The sequence below is a fragment of the Paenibacillus sp. RC67 genome, assembly GCF_030020805.1.
Taxonomy (GTDB): Bacteria; Bacillota; Bacilli; order Paenibacillales; family NBRC-103111; genus Paenibacillus_S.
In genome coordinates, this window is the sequence record NZ_CP125098.1 from 1,902,700 (window position 1) to 1,921,826 (window position 19,127).

Annotated in this window: 16 protein-coding genes, 1 pseudogene and 2 other annotated features; of the genes and pseudogenes, 13 read left to right on the forward strand and 4 right to left on the reverse strand. The window is 45.7% G+C overall.

What is annotated here, in order from left to right:
• Positions 1–167 precede the first annotated feature (167 nt).
• The 6 genes and pseudogenes from QMA13_RS36560 to murC form a co-directional block, all read left to right on the forward strand.
• A pseudogene (locus QMA13_RS36560) lies at positions 168–2,135 on the forward strand (glycoside hydrolase family 95 protein); the annotation flags it as partial.
• A gap of 70 nt (positions 2,136–2,205) precedes the next feature.
• A complete protein-coding gene (locus QMA13_RS36375) occupies positions 2,206–2,496 on the forward strand; it encodes a glycoside hydrolase family 95-like protein (protein ID WP_349254206.1) in 291 nt (96 codons plus the stop codon).
• A 142-nt stretch (positions 2,497–2,638) separates the two neighbouring features.
• Complete coding sequence (locus tag QMA13_RS08615; protein ID WP_282940895.1) at positions 2,639–2,845, forward strand: hypothetical protein; 207 nt, start codon at positions 2,639–2,641, stop codon at positions 2,843–2,845.
• A 53-nt stretch (positions 2,846–2,898) separates the two neighbouring features.
• Positions 2,899–4,242, forward strand: a complete 1,344-nt coding sequence (locus QMA13_RS08620; protein ID WP_282940897.1) for an ArsB/NhaD family transporter — start codon at positions 2,899–2,901, stop codon at positions 4,240–4,242.
• Between the two features lie 396 nt (positions 4,243–4,638).
• On the forward strand, positions 4,639–4,791 hold the full coding sequence (locus QMA13_RS08625; protein ID WP_282940898.1) for a hypothetical protein: 153 nt from the start codon (positions 4,639–4,641) through the stop codon (positions 4,789–4,791).
• A gap of 221 nt (positions 4,792–5,012) precedes the next feature.
• On the forward strand, positions 5,013–6,320 hold the full coding sequence (murC, locus tag QMA13_RS08630) for a UDP-N-acetylmuramate--L-alanine ligase (RefSeq protein WP_282940899.1): 1,308 nt from the start codon (positions 5,013–5,015) through the stop codon (positions 6,318–6,320).
• Between the two features lie 59 nt (positions 6,321–6,379).
• On the opposite strand, the gene QMA13_RS08635 is transcribed toward murC, so the two are convergent.
• The gene (locus QMA13_RS08635; RefSeq protein WP_282940901.1) at positions 6,380–7,321 is read right to left on the reverse strand and encodes an aldo/keto reductase family protein; all 942 of its coding nucleotides are present in this window, start codon (positions 7,319–7,321) and stop codon (positions 6,380–6,382) included.
• Between the two features lie 341 nt (positions 7,322–7,662).
• Positions 7,663–8,604, reverse strand: coding sequence for a DNA-3-methyladenine glycosylase family protein (locus QMA13_RS08640; protein WP_282940903.1), 942 nt, complete (start codon positions 8,602–8,604; stop codon positions 7,663–7,665).
• Positions 8,605–8,747: 143 nt separating this feature from the next.
• Here QMA13_RS08640 and QMA13_RS08645 point away from each other — a divergent pair, with 143 nt between their 5' ends.
• Both QMA13_RS08645 and QMA13_RS08650 read left to right on the forward strand, forming a co-directional pair.
• Entirely contained in the window at positions 8,748–9,296 is a 549-nt protein-coding gene (locus tag QMA13_RS08645; protein ID WP_282940904.1) for a bifunctional transcriptional activator/DNA repair enzyme AdaA, read from the forward strand.
• Positions 9,297–9,365: 69 nt separating this feature from the next.
• Positions 9,366–9,581: a binding site (T-box leader), on the forward strand.
• A 70-nt stretch (positions 9,582–9,651) separates the two neighbouring features.
• Positions 9,652–11,511: an arginine--tRNA ligase gene (locus QMA13_RS08650; protein ID WP_282940905.1), complete on the forward strand. Its 1,860-nt coding sequence runs from the start codon at positions 9,652–9,654 to the stop codon at positions 11,509–11,511.
• A gap of 494 nt (positions 11,512–12,005) precedes the next feature.
• On the opposite strand, the gene QMA13_RS08655 is transcribed toward QMA13_RS08650, so the two are convergent.
• Both QMA13_RS08655 and QMA13_RS08660 read right to left on the reverse strand, forming a co-directional pair.
• Positions 12,006–12,179, reverse strand: a complete 174-nt coding sequence (locus tag QMA13_RS08655; protein ID WP_282940906.1) for a hypothetical protein — start codon at positions 12,177–12,179, stop codon at positions 12,006–12,008.
• A 68-nt stretch (positions 12,180–12,247) separates the two neighbouring features.
• A complete protein-coding gene (locus QMA13_RS08660; RefSeq protein ID WP_282940908.1) occupies positions 12,248–13,006 on the reverse strand; it encodes an MBL fold metallo-hydrolase in 759 nt (252 codons plus the stop codon).
• A gap of 232 nt (positions 13,007–13,238) precedes the next feature.
• Positions 13,239–13,473: a binding site (T-box leader), on the forward strand.
• A 51-nt stretch (positions 13,474–13,524) separates the two neighbouring features.
• Here QMA13_RS08660 and gltX point away from each other — a divergent pair.
• The 5 genes from gltX (at position 13,525) to QMA13_RS08685 (ending at position 19,066) form a co-directional block, all read left to right on the forward strand.
• Positions 13,525–15,198 carry a glutamate--tRNA ligase gene (gene gltX, locus QMA13_RS08665; RefSeq protein WP_282940910.1) on the forward strand — a complete coding sequence of 558 codons (1,674 nt, stop codon included), beginning with the start codon at positions 13,525–13,527 and terminating at the stop codon, positions 15,196–15,198.
• Between the two features lie 7 nt (positions 15,199–15,205).
• Positions 15,206–15,718, forward strand: coding sequence for a hypothetical protein (locus QMA13_RS08670; RefSeq protein ID WP_282940912.1), 513 nt, complete (start codon positions 15,206–15,208; stop codon positions 15,716–15,718).
• A gap of 143 nt (positions 15,719–15,861) precedes the next feature.
• Entirely contained in the window at positions 15,862–16,365 is a 504-nt protein-coding gene (locus QMA13_RS08675; protein WP_282940914.1) for a CYTH domain-containing protein, read from the forward strand.
• An 88-nt stretch (positions 16,366–16,453) separates the two neighbouring features.
• Entirely contained in the window at positions 16,454–16,702 is a 249-nt protein-coding gene (locus QMA13_RS08680; protein ID WP_282940916.1) for a cold-inducible protein YdjO-related protein, read from the forward strand.
• A 165-nt stretch (positions 16,703–16,867) separates the two neighbouring features.
• On the forward strand, positions 16,868–19,066 hold the full coding sequence (locus QMA13_RS08685) for a sensor histidine kinase (protein ID WP_282940918.1): 2,199 nt from the start codon (positions 16,868–16,870) through the stop codon (positions 19,064–19,066).
• Positions 19,067–19,127 lie beyond the last annotated feature (61 nt).

Here is a 19,127-nt window from a genome sequence, read left to right on the forward strand (position 1 = left end):
TTCAAATTGCCCTACCTTTGTATGAGCAATTAGGGTCCAAAGTATAAGTTATTCTTGCAAATAGAGAGAAAACGTGAATATTGTCTAAATTCATCTGTGTTTTGTTCATGGTTCGAGACTGTCAGCCCTATTACAATAAGATAAGTCGTGCATGCATGAATACATGAATGATTCGGGAGGGATCCATTGTGCAATTCAATGAACAAATACAGGAAACGAAGCTGTGGTATCGTAAGCCGGCCAAAAAGTGGCTGCAGGCGCTCCCTATAGGTAGCGGCCGAATTGGCGCAATGGTACATGGAGAAATCAACCGTGAAGTGATCCAGCTTAACGAGGATACGGTGTGGACAAGAGGGCCTGTTGATCGTAACAATCCGGACTCGCTGCAAACGATCGATGAAATACGCAGGCTGCTTGCTGCAGGCAAGGTGGAAGAGGCTCATGATATTGCCGATATGGGCATGATGGGTGTATCTCGCCGCCAGCCTCCCTACCAGACATTAGGTGAGCTTAATTTATTTTTTCCGGGGCATAAGGAAAGCAAAACCGAGGAATACCGCAGAGAGCTTGATTTGGAAACCGGGATGGCTAAGGTGAGCTATCGAATGGAGGATACGGTTTATACAAGAGAAATTTTTGCCAGCTCTCCAGACCAGGCATTAATTGTTCGATTGACAGCAGAGGGTCCGAAACGACTTCGCTTTGGCGCCAATCTGTTCCGCAAGTTTGATGCGATTACGGAAGTGGCAGATGCGGACACGGTCTGTTTGGACGGGCAGTGTGGCGCCTGGGGAACGAAATTTCACGTTCGATTGAAAGCTGTATTAGAAGGCGGGAGCAGCCGCATATTAGGCGATCATATTTATGTAGAAGGTGCGGATGCCGTCACATTGGTGCTGACCGTGTCTACTGACTTCCGGTATGAGCAGTATCGGGAACGGTGCAAGGAGGAGCTTCAGCATACGGCATCAACTCCCTACGTATTACTGCTTGAGCGGCACCTTGCGGAATATCGACCATGGTTCGATCGGATGAAGCTTTCACTTGCTAACGAGGCACGTGAAGAGCTAACCAAGCTTCCAACGGATGAACGGCTAGCTCGCATGAAAAATGGGGAAGAAGATACAGGACTTTCGGAGCTCTACTTTCATTATGGACGTTACTTATTAATTGCTAGCAGCCGTCCCGGTACGATCCCTGCTAATTTGCAGGGAATATGGAACGACAGCTACGTTCCCTCCTGGGATTCCAAATATACGATTAACATTAATATTCAGATGAATTATTGGCCAGCAGAAGTATGCAACATGGCGGAGCTTCATTTTCCCTTATTTGACCATTTGGATAGAATGCTGCCGAAAGGCCAGGAGACGGCTCGTATTCAGTATGGCGCTCGCGGATTTATGTGCCATCACAATACGGATTTGTGGGGGGATACGGCGCCGACCGATTTTGCTCGAGCAGGTTTGTGGCAGATGGGGGCGGCATGGTTATGCTTCCACTTGTGGGAGCATTATACGTTCAGCTTGGATAGGTCCTTTTTGGCGGAGAGGGGTTATCCGTTGATGAAAGAAGCCGCCTTGTTCATTCTGGACTTCATCGTGAAGGATACGGACGGGAAGCTGCATATAGGACCTACTGTATCACCTGAAAATATATTCAGGCTGCCTAACGGCGAGGTAGGAAGAATATGCATGGACCCGGCTATGGACATTCAGATCGCCAAGGGGTTGTTCGAACGGTGCATTGAAGCAGCCGAGATTCTTCAGGTAGATGAAGAATTGCGACAGGAGTGGAAGGAATCGTGCGAGCTGTTACCTGAACCCAAGGTCGGGCGATTCGGGCAGCTGCAGGAGTGGGAAGAGGATTATGAAGAAGTTGATCCTGGGCATCGACATCTTTCCCATCTATTCGGTATATTCCCGGATCATCAGCTGCTGCGTGACGAACAATGGTCGCAGGCGGCGCGTGTTGCTTTGGAGCGTCGCTTGGAGTATGGCGGAGGAGGTACGGGCTGGAGCCTTGCATGGATTATTAGCCTATGGGCGCGCTTCTCCGAAGGGAATAAAGCCAATGAGATGATTACCAAGCTTCTCCGTGTCAGCACGGCAGACAATATGCTCGATTTGCATCCTCCGCTTATTTTCCAGATTGACGGAAACTTGGGAGCTGTAGCAGGTATAGCCGAAATGCTGCTGCAGTCGCATGAAGGAACCATTCGCTTGCTCCCTTGCACTGCCTGGCGCATGGTCTCAAGGCTCTGTCGGTGGTCTTCGTGCTCGGGGTGGTTTCGAAGTCTCGATGGCCTGGAAGCATTCGCTTCTGGAGCAAGCCCAGATCGTATCGCTGAACGGCGGGATATGCAGGATTCAATCCGAGCTGCCCCTTGAAATTGATCATGGAGGACAGCCGGTAGTCATAACTGCAGGGGGTTACGGACTCATTGAATTCCCGACTCAAGAAGGCGCAGCCTACGATATTCGTGTACTCTCCTAGCAGGTGTTAACAAAATAGTTAGACAAAAAGGATGGTATAGTGCCATCCTTTTTTGCGTTCTCTTATCCTTTACAACCATTCTAGTTTCTCAAAATAGTACCTCTTCTACTCGAGGAGGAGCCTTCTTTACACGACTCTATAAGTGCCATTAGAAGACATACATCAACGATTGATAGAAATGGAATTAATAGAAATACAGGCTAGAGCGCGGTTCAAGTTATTTATAGGAAACGTATTAATACAGTATCAACGGATTATTAAAGCTATTTGGAACGGAGGGATGAATAACTATGAAGACTATTTGTCTGTATTGCTAGAGTCGACAGTAGAAATCGCGGACCGAGAATAGTAGATTTGTTACCGCTGATAGAAGTGGCAACATCATAAAGGAGAGTGAAACGTATGGTTGAGCTAATGGTCCCGATCACAATTCTTGCCTTTCTCTGCACGGTTATGTTTATATTTTGGAGACCTCAAGTCAATGAAGCGATACCCGCATCCATAGGAGCCGCTTTGGTCTTATTGAGCGGCAGTGTTACATTAGCCGACTTGGGAAAAATATTTGATACGATAAGTGGAGCGGCAATTACAATTATTGCAACGATTGTGATGGCGATTGTTTTGGAAAGCTTCGGTTTCTTTCAATGGGCAGCGGAAAAACTGGTGGACAAGGCTAGGGGCTCGGGTGTGCGCCTATTTTGGTATATTAACCTGCTCTGCTTCCTTATGACTTTATTTGTCAATAATGACGGCAGTATTCTTATTACAACCCCGATCCTACTCCTTCTGCTGCAGCATCTCGGCTTGAAAAATCATCAAAAAATACCTTATTTATTGTCCGGTGCTTTGGTAGCAACGGCATCAAGCGCTCCTATTGGAGTGAGTAACATTGTCAATTTAATAGCATTAAAAATCGTCCATATGGACTTGTATATGCACACAGCCATGATGTTTGTTCCTGCTACTCTGGGTCTTGTTCTTCTCGTTGTCATGCTTTACCTCGAGTTCCATAAAGTACTGCCACGCACCTTGCCTGGAGGTACACGGAAATTTGCTCTCGCCAAAGGAAGTCATCCACTCCAGGGGGATGAACCATCTATGTCTGTGGAGAAGCGCAACAAATTTATGAGAAATATTTTAATCTTCGTTTTTTGCGTCAGGGTCAGCCTTTTTGCAGCGTCCTACTTTCATGTTCCCGTTTCGTTGGCGGCTATTCTTGGTTCCCTGATACTGCTTGGTTGGCGTTGGTATCGACTGAATATTTCGCCTGCCGATATGCTGAAAAAAACGCCTTGGTATATATTCATCTTCGCCTTTGGTATGTACGTCATCATTTATGGCTTGAATAACATCGGGTTGACCCAGTGGCTTATTCATTTCCTACAGCCGTTCGTTTCGGGCAGTATCCTTCAAGCCAGTATCATGATGGGGGTGTTGGTATCGGTTCTATCCAATCTGTTCAATAATCATCCCGCATTAATGGTTGGAACATTAACGTTGACTAACATGGGACTCGATCCTTTAACTTTGAAAATATCTTATTTGGCTAGTGTTATTGGCAGCGATATTGGGTCCTTACTGCTTCCGATCGGAACGCTGGCAACCTTAATGTGGATGCATATTTTGAAAAAAGGCAAGGTTGTTATCACCTGGGGACAATATTTGAAAGTGACATCTATCGTTATCCCCGTAACAACGATGTTTACGCTGATCGTGCTAGCCTATTGGGTCAATTGGATTTTTTAAAAGCAATGGTATTGTAAAGCCTGGAACATATCCATTTTTGGTATGATTCCGGGCTTTTATTTTGCTCCATTAGAATCTTTTCCTAGCATATTTTTCCATATTGAGGGTCGAGTTTTATCGGAGTGCTTAAAACTAACGTGAAGGTTCTCATGAATGAATCAGAGTAACATCAGTCCTATCTATAGGAATTAAATGGTATATTGGATATATCATTTTTAGGAGTGATGAAATGGAATGAGTCTCGTATTTGCTATTTTTTCGATATTTGCTGTACCCTTTAGCACCTCAAATAGATCGTTTCTATTGTTTTATGGGCATACTGGGATTAAATAGCGTTCAAAACGGTGACGTACTTGCTGCTTCGGCCAGAGTTCTCTATTAGGTACGGGCAAAAACTTGCATTACGCTACGAATGATATGGGTCAGACGGCAGATGGGATCGTCGGTGGTATTACGAGAATGCTTCAACAACTGACGGGATGCCGTGATCCTCATTTGGAGTATCGGTACGATTGGCTAGGTAAGGCTCTTTGCAGTTATTGCGCTTAGTACGGCGTATGTTATACTGGGTAAACGATTTGCTGCACAGCGGAAATCTGTGACTGCTGCAGGGACTCAGATCGTTTTTTGTACCGCAAACTCGTAATGAAGCAAGAAGAAAAGAAGTGGACGCCTACTGCGTCATAAATAATTATGATCTAGGCGAACGCACAATGAATAATATTACATATACTGTAGGCATGTGACTAAGTTGTTGCGGAGGGGTAACAATGGCGAACTATCATTTTATCGGAATTAAGGGCAGCGGTATGAGCGCGTTGGCGCAGATGCTGCATGATCTTGGGCACCGTATTCAAGGCGAAGATATCGAGGAATATATTTTTACACAGGCCGCTTTGGAATCCCGGCGTATTCCGATGTATGCTTTTGGGGCTGCGCCACTGCCGGCTTCAGAGATGACCGTAATTGTATCCAATGCATTCCAGGATGATCATCCTGCGGTTGTCCGCTGCAAGCGGGCTGGCTATCCGATTCGTCGGTACCATCATTTTCTTGGAGAATGGATGAAAAGCTACACGAGTATTGCGATAACCGGCTCACACGGCAAAACAACGACGACTGGAATGATGTCCCATGCACTGGGTGCTGTTCGGCCGACGTGCAGCTTAATTGGAGACGGTACAGGCAAAGGAAGCCCGAAAGCCAATCTTTTTGTATTTGAAAGCTGTGAGTATAGAAGGCATTTCCTGGCATATCGGCCAGAAATCGCTGTAATTACAAATATTGATTTCGACCACCCGGATTATTTTGCCGATATTGATGATGTCAGATCTGCATTTGAAGAAATGGCCTCTTTGGTAGGCAGCCATCTTGTCGCTTGTGGCGACGATGCTCAGGTTCGTTTGTTGCAAACGGGAAAGAAGACTCTGCTTTATGGCTTAGGTGAGCATAATGAGTTGAGAGCGTCGGAACTTGCTGTTGAAAACGGAGGGGTCGCTTTTAACGTCCATTGGCGTCATACGCAGCTTGGCCGCTTCTGGATTCCGTCTTTCGGCAAGCACAATGTTCTTAACGCCCTGGCAGTCATCGGGACGGGAGTGAGCTTAGATCTTGATTTGGAGCAGATCCGTCATCACATGAGAGGCTTTGCCGGAGTGAAACGACGTTTTACAGAGAAACAATGGAGAGGGAATGTGCTGATAGACGATTATGCGCATCATCCTTCTGAAATTACAGCTACGCTTGAAGCAGTGAGAAGCAAGTACCCGGAGAAAAAAGTAGTCGGAGTGTTTCAACCGCATACGTTCAGCCGCGTTGAGAAGCTGATGGATGATTTTGCCGTTTCCTTGAGGGGGGCGGATGACGTATTCTTATGTCCTATCTTCGGTTCGGCAAGAGAAGCGGCTGGCAGCGTATCCATTGAGCAGCTGCGCGAGCAAATTCCTAACGCTCAGCTCATATCGGAGCATACGGTAGGTGATTTAACCTCCTATGAAAACAGTGTGCTGGTTTTCATGGGCGCAGGAGATATCCAGAAGTATCAGGTGCTGTTGGAGAAAATGACAGCCTCGCATTAATGGCATCATAAAAAGGGTGTTCCAAGTCATGGTAATGACTGGAGCACCCTTTTGCGTTACTAGGCTTTCAAAATATCTTCGATGGCACTCAGCACATCTTGGGATAATGTAATTCCGCTTGCAGCACAGTTCTCAACGACTTGCTCAGGACGACTTGCGCCTACAAGAGCGCTTGCAACGTTGCTTTGACGAAGAATCCAGGCAATCGCAAGCTGGGAAACCTTGATGCCGAGCTCATCGGCGATTTTGGAAATTTTCTCAACACGAATCAGGTTCGTTTCGTTCAGCTGCTTTTCTCCCCAGTTTTTGCTGGCAGCGCGGCTGTCTTCAGGTACCGGTTGACCGAGGCGGTATTTGCCTGTCAATAATCCTTGAGCCAGTGGCGAGAAGACGACTTGACCGTAGCCTTTTTCTTGACCGATAGGAATGATTTCTTTCTCGATGTAGCGGTTGAACATGTTGTAAACCGGTTGGTTCACAATGATTTTGTCCAGCAGCAGCTTGTCCGCGATCGCATATGCTTCCACGATTTGAGCCGGAGTCCATTCGCTTACGCCGATGTAGAGAACTTTTCCTTGGGAAACGAGGTCGTCCAATGCGCGAAGCGTTTCTTCCAGAGGAGCCTCTTTGTCATAACGGTGGCAGTAGTAAATATCGATGTAATCAGCTCCGAGACGCTTCAAGCTTGCATCGCATTGCTCCATAATATGTTTGCGGGACAGGCCGCGGTCGTTCGGACCTTCACCCATCTTGTTAAATACTTTTGTAGCTAAGACATAGGATTCTCTAGGATATTGGGACAACGCTTTGCCCATTACTTTCTCGGCTTCGCCGCGCTCATACATGTTCGCAGTGTCGAAGAAATTGACGCCTAGATCATAAGCCTGCTCTATGGAACGAACCGCATTATCGTCAGCAACATATCCTCCGTAGGTTAACCAGCTTCCTAAGCTGATTTCGCTGACCTTCAGTCCGCTGTTGCCTAATCTTCTGTATTGCATTGTAAAAACGCCTCCCAGCATGGTCTTTTTCTTTCCTACCTAAACATTATAAAAACATTCATTGCTTTTGGTAAGAGCTGAAAAAGAGTTCATTAACTTACCCAAAGGTATGACACTTACGTTATAGTAAGTTGCTATATAAAGAAAAATCAAAGAAATGAAGCATATGGATGAATTTTGGATAAGAATAACTGAGCTTTCGCTATTGTGTTTCGTAAATCATGATTTAAACCGTCTTCAAATGACTATAAAAGAAATTGTAACAACATATCGAATGAAGGAGGTGTAACGATGTCGGAGGTTCAAATAACCGTATCGGATAACGGTCCTTTAATTATATCTTAATAGATTGTTCTCCACAGATAAAAGGTCGCATAAGCTTTCCAATCTCCCCAAGGGGCGGAAAGCTGTTTTAGTTTCTCAAGAGAAGGTTTATTGGGCAGTCCCATTAACTGCTTCACCGCATTATGCAGACCGACGTCTTCAATTGGAAAGGCGGAAGGTGCTTTTAAACAACGCATTAATACATAATTGGCGGTCCAAGGGCCGATGCCGCGAATTTGCACAAGCTGCTTTTCGATAGCTTTCGGATCTTTCAATTGAAGCAGCATTTCTTTGGAGAGCTGCCCCTCCGATATCAGCTTGGCAACCCCTATGAGATATTCGGCTTTTTTGCTTGTCAGCTGTAGAGGAGTCAAGTCGGCAACTGTTAGCTTGGCTATCGCCTCAGGAGTCGGAAATATCCAGTAAGGCTGTCCATTCCAATTAGCAGATTGACCGAAAGTCTCAACGACTCTTCTTTTCAACGTATAAGCGAACGCAAGATTAATCTGCTGACCTAGAATTCCCCAGCACAAAGCCTCGAATAAGTCGGGGATTCCTACGATCCGAAGACCACGAAACTGCTGTACAACACTTCCGAGCAGCGAATCGTGTTCGGCGATTTGATAGAACGGTTCGAGATTCGTACCTAGATCAAACCACTCCCACACATAATGGATAGCTGCTGCACGCTCCAATGCCTCTGGAGGAACATCACCCAAGAAGCGAATCTTAAGGAGATTGTCTTCTGCTTTGGTTATTTGTACGAGTACTTGAGAGTCTTCGATAGGGATTAGTTTGTAAATCGCCTTATTCTCCACATGAAACATACATTCGTTGGAGGAACGTTCGAGATATCCCAGAGTATGTTCAAAGCTGAACACGGATGGGGGAGTTAATAGAATGTGGTCCTCATGATCGGTCCAATGTCCGTCGGGAACAAGTATGTGATCGGCTTTCATAGCGCCCTCCTTATTTTGAATATGTCGCTACCTTCTTTTTATCATAACAAGCTGCGATTGGCTTTTGAAATCTTGCTTTTCTATTCTGCATCGGTTACGTTTTCGTTACAACACGGGTATACTGGGCTTGGAGGTGAGCGTCCGTGAACAATGAGCTATGGCAAGCGATCATTAGTAATGATGCTTCTTATGACGGGAAGTTTTTTTATGGAGTGGCAACGACCGGTATTTTTTGCAGGCCCTCCTGTAAGTCGAGGAATCCTAATAAGGAGCATGTGAAAATATTTCAAAGTGCAGAGCAGGCCTTGTCGGAGCATTTCCGTCCATGCAAGCGGTGTAAGCCGGATGGGAAGAGACTCCCTGACGAGGAGTGGGTACAGCACATCGTTCAAACGATAGAGCAGCATTATGCGGAGCCGCTTTCTCTAGAGCGTTTGGCTGATATGCTTCACGGGAGTCCTTATCATCTGCATCGGACGTTCAAACGAATCCGTGGTGTGACACCTGCCGAATATATCCAGCAGATGCGGTTGGAAGCTGCAAAAAAGCTGCTGATCGAATCCCGTATCCCTATAACGGAAGTTGGTCTGAAGGCGGGTTTTTCGAATGCGGCATATTTTGCCACAGTATTTCAGAAAAAGACGGGTCTATCGCCGTCCGATTACCGGCAAACGTATTCCATATCCTCATAAAGCATAAACAGGTATAAGCACATATTGCAATTAACAATAATTAGAGTATAATAATAAAAAATTCAAATCCGAATTTCAATGATCGGGACAGTAGTTAATTGATTTCAGTCGCAGCGAGCCGGGAGGGTGAAAGCCGGTACGAAGTCATTAGTGAAGCGGACCCGCGAGATGGCCTTTTGAACCAAAGTAGGAAGGCCCGGCTGAAGACCGTTATCTTATAAGGTGGTTAAACCTGTGGTTTAACAACAAGAGTGGTACCGCGAGCACAAAGTCCTCGTCTCTTAACAGAGATGTGGACTTTTTTTGTTGTATTTCGTTGGAATGCAGGAGCTTATTTTGAGGAGGGATAGCAAGGATGCTAAGTCAATTTATGATAGGTAATCTGGAAAGATCGTTAAAAGGGCTGTTGGAGGAGCTGGGAGCAGCTTGGAACGAAGGAATTAAAATTACGCTGGAACAGCCTGCCCAATTGGAGCATGGCGATTATTCGACTAACATCGCGATGCAGCTGGCTAAGGTGCTGCGTAAACCGCCGATGCAAATCGCAGATTTGTTGATCAAGAGGCTGGAGCAGGACGGCTCTATGGAGCGTCTAGTTTATAAAATAGAAGCTGCCTCGCCCGGGTTCATCAATCTGTTTTTGGATTGGAAGCAGTGGGCTGTTAAGTCATTTGCAATGCCGGCGTTAAAAGGGGAAAAGGTTGTTATCGAGCATACCTCGATTAATCCTAACAAATCCGCCCATATCGGGCATTTAAGAAATTCTTGTATCGGCGATGCACTGGTAAAGCTGCTTAGGAGAGTGGGATATGAGGTAGAGGTTCATAATTATATTGACGATCTCGGCAATCAGTTGGCAGATACCGTCGTCGGACTTCAGCATACGCAGCTGCACAAAAGTCATGCCCGGTTCGGTGATTTTTGCTGGGATGTTTATTCTCAAATCAATAAGGAATATGCGAAAAATCCTCAACTGCTCGAGCAGCGTACTCATGTGCTGCATGCTTTGGAGGAAGGGGACTCGAATATTGCCTGGATAGGACTCTTGGTCGCGGAGCGAATAGCACGCGAGCATGTAGAAGAAATGAAACAGTTCGGCATCGAATACGACCTGCTCGTTTGGGAAAGCAGTATCGTCAGGGAAGGCTTCTGGGCTTCCGCTTTTGAGCTGTTGAAGCAAACACCGCTTTTCTACAAGGAAACGGAAGGGAAGCTGGCAGGATGTTGGGTATTGAAACAGCCTATGGGTACAGAGGATCAGGAGTCAGAGCATCAGATCGATAAAGTGTTGGTTCGCTCTAACGGCATCTTAACTTATACCGCTAAGGATATTGCATATCACCTTTGGAAATTTGGACTGCTCGACAAAAGCTTCCTATACAAGCCGTTCGGAGATAAGTTGTGGACGACCCATACTACCGGAAAGGTAGAGCCGTTCGGCCAGGCGGGGATGGTGATCAATGTCATCGACCATAGGCAGCAGTACCCACAAGCGATGGTAAAGCAGGCGCTGGAGGCCTTGGGATTCAACGAGCAGGCCGATAAGCTGCGGCATGTAAGTTATGGTGTCGTATCGCTTAGTCCGAATGCTGCAGCGGAGCTGCAAATCGATACATCGGACGGAAAAGCATCTTATGCTATGTCAGGACGTCAGGGCATAGGGATTAAAATAAGCGATCTGCTGAGTCTAATGGAGGAAGTGATCGATAACAAAAGATCCGATAAAGAGGGGCTGTCCAGTAAAGATATAGCAGCGGCTGCCATCAGGTATTATTTGCTCCGTTTCAACCTTCAGACGGAAGTGGTGTTCGATTTGCAGCAGGCCACCGAAATATCTGGAAATACGGGTGTGTATTTATTGTATTCCTACGCTCGTGCTGTCCGCGTGTTGGATAAAGCCGTACAGGAATTGGGTATAGCTCCGACCATACCTGAACAATTTCCTGCTATGGAAAATCAAGAGTACGCTTTGATAAGACATCTGTCGCATTGGGAAGAAACCTTGTACACGGCAAGCAAAGAGCTGACTCCGAATATCATTTGTAATTATGCGCATGAAATGGCTACGTTGTTCAATCATTTCTATGCGGTGTGCGCCATTCTGAAGTCGGGAGAGGAGAGTAGACAATTCCGAATTTGGCTTGTATCCCGTTATAAAGAGGTGCTCGGCGATGCGCTGAGGGTGCTGGGATTGCCGACTCCGAGCCGAATGTAAGGAGGAGCCCTTGAGGGCTCCTTAGATTGTCGAGAAACCTGTAAAACTTGAAATATTGCTAGTATGCTCCGGTGGGGTATGCCTCTCCGGCCGCTTGTTGTTCTTGGGAAATTTTCAATTTTATTCGCTTTACAGCGGGGATTTCCCAAGAACAAAGGCGGACGCTTTCGCTCCTCCGAGGCATACCCCACCTACCCATATAGCAAATTTCTCGAAGAAACAGGTTTAACGACAGACTCAGGAGCCCAAGAAGGCTCCCATTACATTTTTTATATAGAGGAGGTTTATAAAAACTGTGTTAAATACACATTAAGATATTGTTTTTTTGTTTTATATGTTTGATTTGCTTTGTTCTATATGATGATTGAATATGGAAGTTTGAATTCACGCATAAAATGAAAAGAGCCATACTGCTCAGCAGTATGGCTCTTGAGATGCCAGTTATTCAAATGTTAGCGGACGGTAGCCGTTTGAACAGATTCAAGTGATTCCGCTTATTGAAGACGATAATCGTCAATCTTGCCGCCGTCCTCCCAAATTTCCAGGAACAAAGCGTCACAATCGTCAAAATCAGCAGTCGTCAGAGCTAACACTTGCTCTTCCTCCGTACTGACGAAGACGTTATCCATCTGCTCATCGCGCATAGCGATAACTACATATATTTTCATCGTGTTCCCTCCAACCATAACGATATCAGCGCATTATACCATAATGGGTGGGTGGAAGTGCAAATTTCTTAACTATTCGAGCTAGAGATTGCAATCTCAGCAATGCGCTGATTTACATCCCCTGTATACTGTCCGCCATGATAGCAGATCACGGTTTGAATATCGTATTGATTTAGCTTTTTCAAAGATTGAAGAGCTTGCTCCATATCCAGAGTCTGGTCGGGCGAAGGTCCCTGTAACTGGCCTTCTTCAACAACCAGTGCGTCACCCGCAATCAAAGTACAGCTTGGCACATGATAAAAGCTGATATGACCCGGTGTGTGTCCTGGAGTCCCTATGACAATAATTCCTCCGCAGTAGGACAGTTCTTCACCGTCAGTGACGGTACGGTCTACTTGTGCTTTTGGGGGATTTTCCAATACGGCCTTCAAGCCTTGACGCCATTCCAAAGGAATCTCCTTTGGTAAGCTATCAATCTGGGCAATGGCTTCAGGAGTAATTTTGATCAACCTACGGTCTCCTTGAATATAAGGTTTCTCCAGCTCATGCGCCAATACTTGGACAGAGGGAGATGATTCATGAACCAAATCAGGTAAATTGCCGATATGATCCAGGTCTTGGTGGGTCATTAGGATTGTAGTCAGCTTGTCTGGAGTAACTCCAAAATGGGCCATCGCCTCAAGTAATGCTGCTATTTGCCGAGGGTATCCTGTATCAACCAGGACGGCGGATTGTCCATCCCACAAGAGAGTAGGGTAAACAGAATCCGTTTTTCCCATAACCTCAGCGGATAATTGCAACATGTGTACCTTATTGACTGCTTGCATTTGTATCCCTCCCAGCTCAATGATCAATTAGTATGATAAGAGAAAGTGGGATGTAAGTCAATAAAAAACAATTATTATAACACATTTTTATATAAAAGTCAATAATAATGTTTTTATCGATTTTCTCCTGCACGATAATTGTTTTTATGGCGATGAATGTACGATGTACTTTAAATAAAATCTTGACTCTCTTATTGGAGTATGATAATTTGATAATTATTTTCTGAATATTGTAATAACGATGAAGAGGAACAGTAGCTGATAACTTGAATGTCAGAGAGCCCATGACGGTGGAAATTGGGTATTCGAGCCTAGCGAAAGAAGCCTTGGAGTATCGGACCGAAAAGTAGGAGTAAGTCCGGCGGGTCTTCCCGTTATAGGAGAGGCGCTTAATCTAAGCGCTGTGAGAGGGTTGCAATCAACCAATGCAGGTGGTACCGCGGAAGCTCTAGCCTTTCGTCCTTAGAGGATGAGGGGCTTTTTGTCATATCCTAGTAATCAACGGAAAGGAAGAATGAATGATGAAGAACACGGGGCTTGCTAATCTTTTGTTTCCTGATGTCCATCTTTCCCGTAAAGATATCATCGCCAAGTATCCGGCAAGGCAGCTAAACGGAGCGGCCAAGGTGACCCGATTTGCTCCAAGTCCTACCGGCTTTTTGACGATTGGGGGACTGTACGCTACCTTTATTTCCGAAAGGCTGGCCCATCAGAGCGGCGGCGTCTTTTACCTTCGAATAGAGGATACGGACAAAAAACGAGAAGTTGAAGGAAGCATCGAAGGAATCGTTCAGGCGCTGGACTATTTCGGAATCCACTACGATGAAGGGGTTACTTCCGCAGGAGAGACGGGGGATTACGGACCCTACAAGCAGAGTGATAGAGCCGAAATCTATCGGGTGTTCATAAAACATCTTGTAGAACAGAACCTTGCGTATCCTTGCTTTTGTGACACTGAAACCTTGCAGGACATTAGGAACGCTCAACAGTCCCATAATGAAATGACCGGATACTACGGGAAATGGGCGATTCATCGCAGCTTTACACTTGAACAGGTGCAGGAGGAGCTGGCAAAAGGGAAGCCGTTTGTCGTCCGTTTGAAATCGCCTGATTCCCTCGAGCATAAAATCCGGTATACCGATTTGGTCAAAGGCGACATAGAGCTGCCTGAGAATGATCAGGATATCGTCATTATGAAGGCCGATGGCATTCCGACGTATCATTTTGCGCATGCGGTCGATGATTTTCTGATGGGAACTACACACGTGATACGAGGTGATGAGTGGTTATCTTCCATACCGATTCATGTGCAGCTGTTCGAAATGCTCGGATTTAAAAGGCCAGAATACGGCCATCTGGCACCTATTATGAAGATGGACGGTCAATCCAAACGTAAATTCAGCAAGCGCAAAGATCCTGACGCCGCGGTACATTATTATCAACAGGAAGGGTATCCGAGAGAAGCGATAACGGAGTATTTCATGACGCTTGTGAACTCCAATTATGAAGAGTGGAGAATGCAGCATCCTACCGAGCCGTTCAGCTCCTTTTCTATCGATACGAGCAAAATGAATGTTAGCGGGCCGCTGTTTGATATGGATAAGCTTCATGACATCAGCAAAAATGTTATTGCCCAGATGAATGAGGCTGAAGTGTTTGAGCAGGTCGCAAAATGGGCTCAAATGTATCATTCGGAACTGTACCAGCAGATAATCAACCAACGGGAATATACCGTTCGCATATTGGGAATCGGTAAGGATACTGTTAAGCCGAGAAAGGATTTTGCCAAATGGTCGGATATCCCGGCTGCTATCGCTTATTTCTTTGATGAGGCGTACGAGGCTGATGCCTGTGACGTCTCGGAATCGCTGCCAGCGGCGGCTCCATTGCCCATAGCCCAGCAAATCGTTCAAGCTTACTTAGAAATCTACAACACTCCGGATGACCGAGAAATCTGGTTCGACAAAATGAAGCAGGTTGCTGACCAATTCGGTTTTGCCAAGGACACGAAAGCTTACAAGAAGCAGCCGGAGCACTATAAAGGGCATGTGGGTGATGTGGCCATGGTACTGAGGCTTGCCTTATCCAAACGAGCCCATACTCCCGATTTGTACGATATGATGCAGGTTATGGGTGAAAGCAGGGTCCGCAGCCGGTTGAGCCTTTTTACCCACATGGTTCGGAATGGCTAGCGGAGACGTGGCGAAAAAATGGATATGGATAGGAAGCTCTGTCATACTGATCTGTATCGCCCTAATGGTTTATTATGCAATGCTCCCTTCTGTTGTCGAAAGAGTAAACAGGGAACTCGAGGTGAATGGTTTGAAGCTGCTGATGACCCGAGCAGAGGTGGAGAGCGGAATGACAGGATCTGCTTCTTTTGAGCAAGGCTTTGGGGGGCACGGTTTGAGATATCCGGAAGAAAATGTGAGGGTTGATTTTCTGGACGGCGGGCGATATAAAGACATGGCTGTATCCATTGAAACGAAAAATATAAATCATAGCATTCTTGGGATTCGCGTAGGCGACTCCGCTCAAAATCTGCAGCAGCGGTTAAAGGAGCACTCCTTTAAGAAAAACCATGGTGACACCCATCATTTTGTTCATGGAAACGTGTATCTTCAAGTTGATTATGATGAGGACGAGGCGAAGACCATTCGAAGGATTAGAATAGGTCTCGAAGACTCGGATCGGAAAAGCAAGGTTTATTGACATGCAATGGATTCAGCTATAGGACAGTGCGATTTAACCGTACAAGTATGATAAGATAAGTATCGGCGGAGACCTTTGTACGGAAGGCATAGCCCCCAGTGGCGTCAATAGATTAATAAGCTACTATCAGAAGGAGAATTGTCATGGGTACTGAAATCGAAAAGAAATATTTATTACCTGCGTTTCCTGAAGCTTTGTTACAAACTCAAGAGCTTACACTCATCTCAAAGAAACATATTTATCAAACCTACTTGGCTTTTTCTGATAAGGAAGAGATTAGGGTACGCCAATTAATCGATTATGAAGGGAATTCGACGTTCACTCATACGTTCAAATCCGGTCATGGGTTGGTTAGGCAGGAGATCGAATATAACATTTCCGAGGAAGTGTATCGACAGCTTTTAGCCAATACGCAGCTGGTACCTTTGAAGAAAATCCGTACAACCGTAGAACATCAGGGATTTCACTACGAGATTGATGAGTACAAACAGATCGATCTGCTGGTTGTTGAGGTAGAATTTACCGATGAAAGCGCCGCTCATTCATTCCAGCCTCCCGCATGGTTTGGAAGAGAACTGGGACAAGAGGAAGAGTTTCGGAATAAGTCACTATGGATAGGACTACAGACACAAAATGTTCGGGTTTAAATTTCCCGTATGGGGTTGATAAACTTCTCTTTCTGTATAATAATAAATAGGCTATAAATCGATAGATACAGGGAGAAAAGGATTCAAAATGCCAACGACATCATCAACTACAGACGAACAAACTCAAGACACAGAACTTCAGCCAGAACTACAGCAAGTAGAAATTTGGAAATGTAAAGAAGCGGCATGTAAAGCGTGGATTCGAAAAGAATTCGTTACAGAAGCGCAGCCATCTTGTCCATTATGCAAAGGCAGCATGGTCCGCAGCTACAAGCATGTACCGGTAGTGAAGAAGAAAGGCAACAAAAAATTCATCGTTGGTAAACGAAGACTCTAGAAATAACAAAAAATGCGCTCATACATCAAAAGTATGATTTATGACATAGCGGGCTGCTGGGTGATTCCGGCAGCTTTTTTGTTGTTACATGAAGCTTGTTCCGAGAAAAAAGTTGTTAGCGTATTTCGTCGATTTTTCCAAGTTCGAGAGGAATTTCCACGATGGATGACGAAAGGTGTAAGCATCATTATGGAAGAAAAGGAATCGGGTGAAATAATACGGATCATGATGGCTGGGAAGCATTCATTGCGTATCTTGTTGTGCTTATGCTGGCTTTTTTTGCTGATGGTAACTCTTATGACCGATAAATCGGCTGCTTATGCAGCTGTAGAACAAGCGGGCGTAGAAGCGAAGCAAGGGGTGTTAGATTTATCGGGCTGGGATTCAAGTCAGGGTATGGTTCATCTAAATGGCGAATGGGAATTTTATTGGAAAAAGTTATTGGAGCCGAATGATTTCAAGGACCGCTTGGAGGGAATGAGAGAGACCGTCTATGCTTCTGTTCCCAGCACATGGGGACTTTACCGGAATGTTGAGGAGCGGATCTCTAATCAAGGCTACGCTACGTATCGTTTGACTATCATACTTCCAACAGCGGAGACGTATCCTGTACTTGGCCTCTATATTCCTAATGCAGCCACCGCCTACAAGCTGTGGATCGACGGACAGCCGTATGAAGGCAATGGCGCTGTAGGAGTTAGCAGAGAACAAATGGTAGCTAAAAATGTATCAAGAACCCACTATTTTCGTCCTGTGGATTCCAAGGTTGAGCTTGTCATCCAAGTGTCAAATTTTGTCCAGCGAAAGGGAGGCTTGTGGGATGAGCTCAAGCTGGGTACTAAGGAGCAAATCTCCCATAATCGAGATAAAAATATGATGCTCCAGACGCTGCTTGCTGGAACCTTGCTGATTATGGGACTGTATCATATGGTCTTGTTTGTCCAACGTCGCAAAGATAGATCAACGTTGTATTTCGGCGGGCTGTGCATTGCGATCGGAATAAGAACCATGGTCGTAGGAGAGACTTTAGCAGTCAGTCTTTTTCCATGGATTCCTTGGGAATTTGCGGTTAAGCTGGAGTATCTCGGCTTTATTGCAGCATTGCCTCTGTTACTGGCCTACGCCAGTTCTCAGTATTCAAGGGAAACTAGTACAAGGCTGCTCAAGATCGTCACCTGGATATCTTACATCAATGCGTTGTTCGTTATCATGACCCCTGCTAGAGTATATACGCTTACGATGCAAGCCAATATAGCCTTTATTGTGGTTGTGTGCGGCTACATCGTTTATGTATACACCACGGCGCTCAGGCAAAAAAAGGAGGGTGCTCTGCTCAACCTTTCGGTTTTTATTGTGGGGATTGTGCTAATTCTGAACGATTCGTTGTATTACTCGCAGAAGATTAACACCGGGGATTTGTTCCCCTTTGGAATGCTCCTTTATTTATTTGTGCAGGCTTATTTGCTTTCAGTGAAGTTCTCCAGGTCTTTTGTGCAGGTCGAGAGCTTATCGGCCCAATTGACAGCATTCACCGAAATGCAGGAGGATAAAATTCGAGAGCGAACACAGCAGTTGGAACAGTCCAACACCGAACTACAGATGGCCTCGGAGGACTTGGTTCGGATGGAGCAGTCACGCCGCAGGCTTTTGTCTGATATATCCCATGAGCTTGGCACACCGTTGACACTAATTCAAGGCTATGTCTCCGCAATGATAGATGGGGTTATCGCTCCCGGAGATTCGAAGACTTTAAAGCTGGTTCTCGATAAATCACAATTAATGGGCCGAATCATAGGGGATTTGTCCGAGTTGTCGAAGCTCGAGGCAGGGCAAGTGAATTTCAGTTTCATGAAGCTGGATCCAGTTGCATTTCTGTATGACATCTACGACAAGTATGAGATGGATATGCGTTCCGGCGGACAGCGATTCGAGGTCGTTGTGGACAAGGAGGGCTTCTCCAACAAGTTAGCGGTTATAAATGCTGATCCCGTTCGGTTGGAGCAGGTGTTTATGAACTTGTTGTTCAATTCACGCAAACATACGCCGTCCGGAGGAGCCATTCGTCTGGAAATCCATTGCTTGATAGACACGGACAGACCAGACTCACAGGCAGCAGTGCTATTTCAAGTCAGCGATACAGGCTCAGGAGTTAGACCAGAGGATGTGCCTCATGTGTTCAAGCGGTATTTCCAAGGCGCCGACAGCGAGCGCAATGAGGGCTTGTCCTCAGTTGGAATGGGTCTAGGGCTAGCTATTTCCAAAGAAATTGTAGCGCATCATCAGGGGAAGATTGGAGTTCAAAGCGTCCAGGGAATGGGCAGTACCTTTTATTTCACGCTTCCCGTGAAGTTTATCGAGCAATAGATGATGTCGGCCTCCTTCGGGAGGCTTTATTTATATTTAACGGTCATTGTTCAATTTTGAA